The following is a 5,943-nucleotide window of genomic DNA, read 5'->3' as shown; positions in this document are numbered from 1 at the left end:
GCCCCCCGGGGGGGGCGCGCCGGCCCGGGCTCGGGAGCCGTGACCACGATCTCCGTACTGGACGGCGGCCGGATCGGCAGGCCGGACGACTTCCGGACCCTCATGGCCGAAGCCGTCAACGGGCCCGGGGGCTGCCTCGGCCGCAGTCTCGGCAGCTTCACCGACTGCCTGCGGGGCGGTTTCGGGACCCCCGACGACGGAGGTTCCGTGGTCGAGCGGCGCGACCACGAGCTGTCCCGCCGGGCCCTCGGCCACCCCGAGACGGCCCGCCGCCCGGAGGGCGTGCTCGCGCGCTGCCGTCCGACGAACCGCGAGCGCGTGGCCGAGGAGCTCGCGCAGGCGCGCAGCGGCCGCGGCCCCACCCTGTTCGACGTCCTGGCGGAGATCATCGAGGACCAGCCCCCGGGCCTCCGCCCGCGCCGGCCCCGGGGGCTGACCTACCCATTCGCCCGTAGGGGTGGACGACTGGCAAGATGGGGTGTATCTGCCCACCCAACGATCTGCCGGACGGTTTCTCTTGGCTGAGTTCATCTACACCATGCGCAAGACGCGCAAGGCGCACGGCGACAAGGTGATTCTGGATGACGTCTTCCTGAACTTCCTGCCCGGCGCGAAGATCGGCGTGGTCGGCCCGAACGGCGCCGGCAAGTCCACCGTCCTGAAGATCATGGCCGGCATCGAGCAGCCGTCCAACGGTGACGCGTTCCTGTCGCCCGGGTACTCCGTCGGCATCCTCATGCAGGAGCCCAAGCTCGACGAGTCCAAGACCGTCCTGGAGAACGTCGAGGACGGCGTCGGCGAGATCAAGACCAAGCTCAACCGGTTCAACGCGATCGCCGAGGAAATGGCGACGAACTACACCGACGAGCTGATGGAGGAGATGGGCAAGCTCCAGGACGACCTGGACCACGCCAACGCGTGGGACCTCGACGCCCAGCTGGAGCAGGCCATGGACGCGCTGGGCTGCCCGCCCGGCGACTGGCCGGTCACCAACCTCTCCGGTGGTGAGAAGCGTCGCGTCGCCCTCTGCAAGCTGCTGCTGGAGGCCCCCGACCTGCTGCTCCTCGACGAGCCCACCAACCACCTCGACGCCGAGTCCGTGAACTGGCTGGAGCAGCACCTGGCCCAGTACAAGGGCGCCGTCGTGGCGGTCACCCACGACCGCTACTTCCTCGACAACGTCGCCGAGTGGATCCTGGAGCTCGACCGCGGCCGCGCCCACCCCTACGAGGGCAACTACTCCACCTACCTGGAGAAGAAGGCCGAGCGCCTCAAGGTCGAGGGCAAGAAGGACGAGAAGCGCGCCAAGCGCCTCAAGGAAGAGCTGGAGTGGGTCCGCTCCAACGCCAAGGGCCGCCAGGCCAAGTCCAAGGCCCGCCTCGCCCGCTACGAGGAGATGGCGGCCGAGGCCGACAAGATGCGCAAGCTGGACTTCGAGGAGATCCAGATCCCGCCGGGCCCGCGTCTGGGCTCGATCGTGGTCGAGGTCAACAACCTCTCGAAGGCCTTCGGTGACAAGGTCCTCATCGACGACCTGTCGTTCACGCTGCCGCGCAACGGCATCGTCGGCATCATCGGCCCGAACGGCGCCGGCAAGACCACGCTCTTCAAGATGATCCAGGGCCTGGAGAAGCCGGACTCCGGCGAGATCAAGGTCGGCGAGACCGTCAAGATCTCGTACGTCGACCAGGGCCGCGCCAACATCGACCCCAAGAAGACCCTCTGGGCGGTCGTGTCGGACGAGCTGGACTACATCAACGTCGGCAACGTCGAGATGCCGTCCCGCGCGTACGTCAGCGCCTTCGGCTTCAAGGGCCCGGACCAGCAGAAGCCGGCCGGCGTGCTCTCCGGTGGTGAGCGCAACCGCCTGAACCTCGCGCTCACCCTGAAGCAGGGCGGCAACCTGCTGCTCCTCGACGAGCCCACCAACGACCTCGACGTCGAGACCCTGGGCTCCCTGGAGAACGCGCTGCTGGAGTTCCCCGGTGCGGCCGTGGTCGTCTCCCACGACCGCTGGTTCCTGGACCGCGTCGCCACGCACATCCTGGCGTACGAGGGCGACTCGAAGTGGTTCTGGTTCGAGGGCAACTTCGAGTCCTACGAGAAGAACAAGATCGAGCGGCTCGGCCCGGACGCCACCCGTCCGCACCGTGCCACGTACAAGAAGCTCACCCGAGGCTGAGGCTGCGACCTTCATCATGGCCAGACATCACTACCGGTGCCCGCTGCGCTGGTCGGACATGGATTCCTTCGGCCACGTGAACAACGTGGTCTTCCTCCGCTACCTGGAGGAGGCGAGGATCGACTTCATGTTCCGGCTGGCGCCGGGGGAGGGCAGTGACTCCTTCACGGGCGGGTCCGTCGTGGCCCGCCACGAGATCGACTACAAGCTGCCCCTCGTGCACCGTCACGAGCCCGTCCTGATCGAGTCCTGGGTGACCCGGATCGGTGCCGCGTCGCTGACCATCGGCTACGAGGTCAAGGACGAGGCGACCGAGGACGCACCGGAGAAGGTCTACGTACGGGCCTCGACCGTGGTCGTGCCGTACAACCTCGCCGAGGGGCGGCCCCGCCGCATCTCGGCCGAGGAGCGGCACTTCCTGGAGAAGTACCTCGACGAGCCCGCGGGCTCGCGCCCGGAAGGCCGCATCGCCGCATGACCGAACGGCTGTGCCTCGCCGACTCCGGGGAGGCGGCGGATCTCGCCGCCTTCCTGGGCCGGCTGCTGCACTACGACCGGGCCGCCGCCGTCCGCCTCCAGGCGGGTGGCGGCGCGGTCGCCGTCTTCGGGCGGCCGGCGTCCTTCGAGGTGCTGGCCATCCGCACGGTGCGCCTCGCCGTACCCGTGTCCGGGCCGCTGGACGTGACCGTGTCCGCCGGCGAGCTGCTGGAATCCGTCGACGAGGCCGCCGCGAGCGCCGTCGTCCCCGGGCCGGTCACCGGCCCGCCCTGGACCGGGGTGCTCCCGCCCCGCGGCGGCTGGCAGCAGCTGCCCGGGCTGCCCGGCCCCGAGCAGGTACGGGCCGCGGTGAGCGCGTCCGTCGCCGAGTTCCGGGCCCGTGACGAGGCCCTGCCCCCGCAGCACCGGACCCGGTCCGAGCGGGACCGCATCGGCCGCGAGATCTGGTCCCGGACCCTCGGCGACACCGAACTCCCGCTGCGCGCCGTGCACGCCGCGCAGTCCCTGGGCTTCCTGCGGCCCGTCCGGTCGGCCGTCACCAGCGGCGCCGGCGCACCCGACGCCCCCGCATCCGACGCCCCCGCCCCCGTGGCCCTGCTCGCCTCCGGGAGCTGGCTGCGGCTGCGCACCCCGTACGGCTCGGTCGCGATGCGCCGCCCCGGCGGCGCCGGCGGCCTGGGCGCCCTCCAGGTCCGGCCGCTCTAGCCCCCGGCGGGCCCGGCCTCCGGCCGGTCCATCCTCCGGCCGGTCCATCCTCCGGCCGGTCCATCCTCCGGCCGGCCCGGCTTCCGGCGGGCCCGGCCTCGGGCGGGTCTGCACTCCGGCCGGTCCGGCATTCCGCCCGGCCGGTCCGGCTCGGTATTCCGCGCCGGATTCCGCATACGGGCGTGCGGTCCCGCTACCCCGCGGTGTTGATCATCGAGGCGGCGGCGTACGTCAGGTACCGCCACAGCTGCGCCTCGTGCTCGGGCGACAGGCCCAGCTCGTCCACCGCCACGCGCATGTGCCCCAGCCACGCGTCGTGCGCCGCGGCGTCCACCTGGAACGGGGCGTGCCGCATCCGCAGGCGCGGGTGCCCGCGGTTCTCGCTGTACGTGTTCGGGCCGCCCCAGTACTGCATGAGGAACAGGGCGAACCGCTCCTCGGCGGGCCCGAGGTCCTCCTCCGGGTACATCGGGCGCAGCAGCGGGTCCTCCGCGACCCCCTGGTAGAAGCGCCGCACCAGGCGGCGGAACGTCTCCTCGCCGCCCACCTGCTCGTAAAACGTCTGCTCCTGAAGCGTGCCCCGCGGAATCTCATTCACCCGACCATCGTCTCAGACGCCCGGACGGAGGACCGGGGACTTAGGACCACCCCCGGACCCCCGCTCGCCTCCGGCGCGCGTCGGCAGGACAGTGGAGCCATGGGTGCACATCCGGGACACTCCACGCGTAGTACCCACCCCCCGCACGCCGCGGAGGGCGAGCCGCGGGACCTGCGGGACGCCGCCCACGCCGCGCAGGTGCGGGAGCTGACCGCCGCCGGGGTGCTGGAGGACCCCGCCTGGCGGGCGGCCTTCGCGGCGGTGCCCCGGCACGTCTTCGTCCCGTACTTCTTCACCGGCCGCGGCGCCGGCCACGAACGGCTGTGGGGCGAGGACCCGGACCCGGCCCGCCGGGCCCGCTGGCTGCGCGGGGTCTACACGGACGCCCCGCTCGCGACCCGGCTGCGCGACGGCGAGCTGGTCTCCTCCAGCAGCCAGCCGTCCCTGATGGCGAAGATGCTGGAGGCCCTGGACGTCCGCGACGGGGACGACGTGCTGGAGATCGGCGCCGGCACCGGCTACACCGCCGCGCTGCTGTGCCACCGGCTCGGCGACGAGCACGTCACCACCGTCGACCTGGACGAGGAGATCACCGAGTCCGCGCGGGCGCACCTGGCCCGGCTCGGCCTCCGGCCGACGGTGGTCACCGGGGACGGCGCGCGCGGCTGCCCCGCCCGGGCCCCCTTCGACCGGATCCTGGTGACCTGCACGCTGCCGCGCGTCCCGCACGCCTGGCTCGGCCAGTGCCGGCCCGGGGCGCGGATCCTGGCTCCGCTGTCGACCGGGCTGATCGCGCTGCGCGTCCAGGACGCCGACCTCGCGGAGGGCCGCTTCCTGCACACCCCGGCGTACTTCGTCCCGCTGCGCGGTGCCACGGCCTCGCCGGCCGCGCCCGGGCTGCCGTACGGGCTCCCGTACGAGCTGGTGGAGAACGAGCGCTTCCAGTTCATGCTCGTGCTGACCGCGGGCGCACTGCATCCGCGCGAGGCCCTGGACCTGTGGCGCGGCGAGGGCCGGCCCGGCCGCGAGCGGTTCGGGGTGACGGTCAGCGCGGAGGGGCAGTGGGCCTGGCTCGACGACCCCCAGGGTCCCTACGCATGGCCCCTGGGGGAATAGCGGAGCGGGCCGGGATCAGCTCCGGCGGATGGTGATCGTGGTCCAGGCGCCCACGTGGACCCGGTCGCCGTCGGAGAGCGGGACGGGGACGTAGGGCTGGATCGGCTCCTCGCCGCCGTTGATCGTGGTGCCGTTGGTGGAGTTCTGGTCCACCACCGCCCAGCTGAGGTCGGGCTGCTGGACGAGCACCGCGTGCTGGTGGGAGACGCCCGGGTCCTCCGGGGGCACCGACAGGTCGATGTCCGGGGACTCGCCCGTGGAGGCGCGGCGGCGGCCGATGGTGATCTGGCCGCCGGAGAGCGGAAGGTGCTGCTCCGGGGAGTACGCGGGCAGGTTGAGCGCGGCCGCCTCGGGGCCGCTGCGCTGCATCATCGCCATGAAGTACGAGCGGTCGGGTCCGATCGTCGCGCTCCAGGCGCCGGTGCTCTGGGGCGGGAACGACTGCGGGGGCACGTGCTGCTGCTGCGCCTGGTGAGCCGGCTGCGGCTGCTGGTACTCGGGCTGCTGCTGGTACTCGGCCTGCTGGTAGTCGGGCTGCCGGTACTGCTGCGGGGCCGGGGCCGGGGCGTGGGCCTGGACCTGCTGCGGCTGCTCGTGCGCCGGCGGCGGCAGCAGCCAGTCGTCCTCGCGCTGCAGCGGCTCGGCCGGCCGGTTGACCCGGGACGGCCGGGAGCCCTGGTAGTCGAAGTGGTCCTGGGCGAAGGGCGCCGGCGCGGGAGCCGGCGGCGCGGGCGGCGGCGGGGGCGCCGCCCCGCCCCCCCCCGCGCCCGCCCCCCCCCCCCCCCGCACCACCGGCAAGATCGTCCTGACGGTCGCGTCACGGCCGGACGGCCGGGTCCGGGAG

7 protein-coding genes are annotated in these 5,943 nt (G+C 72.9%); 5 read left to right on the top strand and 2 right to left on the bottom strand.

The window, feature by feature from the left end:
- The 4 genes from ACFXA3_RS32810 to ACFXA3_RS32795 form a co-directional block, all read left to right on the top strand.
- On the top strand, nucleotides 1–525 hold a 525-nt coding region (locus ACFXA3_RS32810; RefSeq protein ID WP_385192826.1), incomplete at its 5' end, for a hypothetical protein.
- A complete protein-coding gene (ettA, locus tag ACFXA3_RS32805; protein WP_385192824.1) occupies nucleotides 518–2,182 on the top strand; it encodes an energy-dependent translational throttle protein EttA in 1,665 nt (554 codons plus the stop codon). The genes ACFXA3_RS32810 and ettA, both read left to right, overlap by 8 nt.
- A gap of 16 nt (nucleotides 2,183–2,198) precedes the next feature.
- Complete coding sequence (locus ACFXA3_RS32800) at nucleotides 2,199–2,660, top strand: acyl-CoA thioesterase (RefSeq protein ID WP_385192822.1); 462 nt, start codon at nucleotides 2,199–2,201, stop codon at nucleotides 2,658–2,660.
- Nucleotides 2,657–3,385 carry a hypothetical protein gene (locus tag ACFXA3_RS32795; RefSeq protein WP_385192820.1) on the top strand — a complete coding sequence of 243 codons (729 nt, stop codon included), beginning with the start codon at nucleotides 2,657–2,659 and terminating at the stop codon, nucleotides 3,383–3,385. Before ACFXA3_RS32800 ends, ACFXA3_RS32795 begins: the two co-directional genes overlap by 4 nt.
- A 193-nt stretch (nucleotides 3,386–3,578) precedes the next feature.
- Here ACFXA3_RS32795 and ACFXA3_RS32790 read toward each other — a convergent pair whose 3' ends face one another.
- Nucleotides 3,579–3,983 (bottom strand): globin, encoded by a 405-nt coding sequence (locus tag ACFXA3_RS32790; protein WP_054226817.1) that lies wholly within the window; start codon nucleotides 3,981–3,983, stop codon nucleotides 3,579–3,581.
- A gap of 99 nt (nucleotides 3,984–4,082) precedes the next feature.
- Here ACFXA3_RS32790 and ACFXA3_RS32785 point away from each other — a divergent pair, with 99 nt between their 5' ends.
- On the top strand, nucleotides 4,083–5,099 hold the full coding sequence (locus tag ACFXA3_RS32785; protein ID WP_385192818.1) for a methyltransferase domain-containing protein: 1,017 nt from the start codon (nucleotides 4,083–4,085) through the stop codon (nucleotides 5,097–5,099).
- 15 nt (nucleotides 5,100–5,114) lie between these two features.
- Here ACFXA3_RS32785 and ACFXA3_RS32780 read toward each other — a convergent pair.
- The coding region (locus tag ACFXA3_RS32780; RefSeq protein ID WP_385192816.1) for an FHA domain-containing protein at nucleotides 5,115–5,943 on the bottom strand (829 nt) is incomplete at its 5' end.

The organism is Streptomyces sp. NPDC059456, from assembly GCF_042750055.1.
Taxonomy (GTDB): Bacteria; Actinomycetota; Actinomycetes; order Streptomycetales; family Streptomycetaceae; genus Streptomyces.
The sequence above is the reverse complement of the archived record's forward strand: the minus strand, read 5'-3'. Positions and strand labels throughout refer to the sequence as shown.

Bases quoted from the DNA above. Each gene is read 5' to 3' on its own strand.
- ACFXA3_RS32800 (WP_385192822.1), top strand. From the start codon at position 2,199: ATGGCCAGACATCACTACCGGTGCCCGCTGCGCTGGTCGGACATGGAT.
- ACFXA3_RS32795 (WP_385192820.1), top strand. From the start codon at position 2,657: ATGACCGAACGGCTGTGCCTCGCCGACTCCGGGGAGGCGGCGGATCTC.
- ACFXA3_RS32785 (WP_385192818.1), top strand. From the start codon at position 4,083: ATGGGTGCACATCCGGGACACTCCACGCGTAGTACCCACCCCCCGCAC.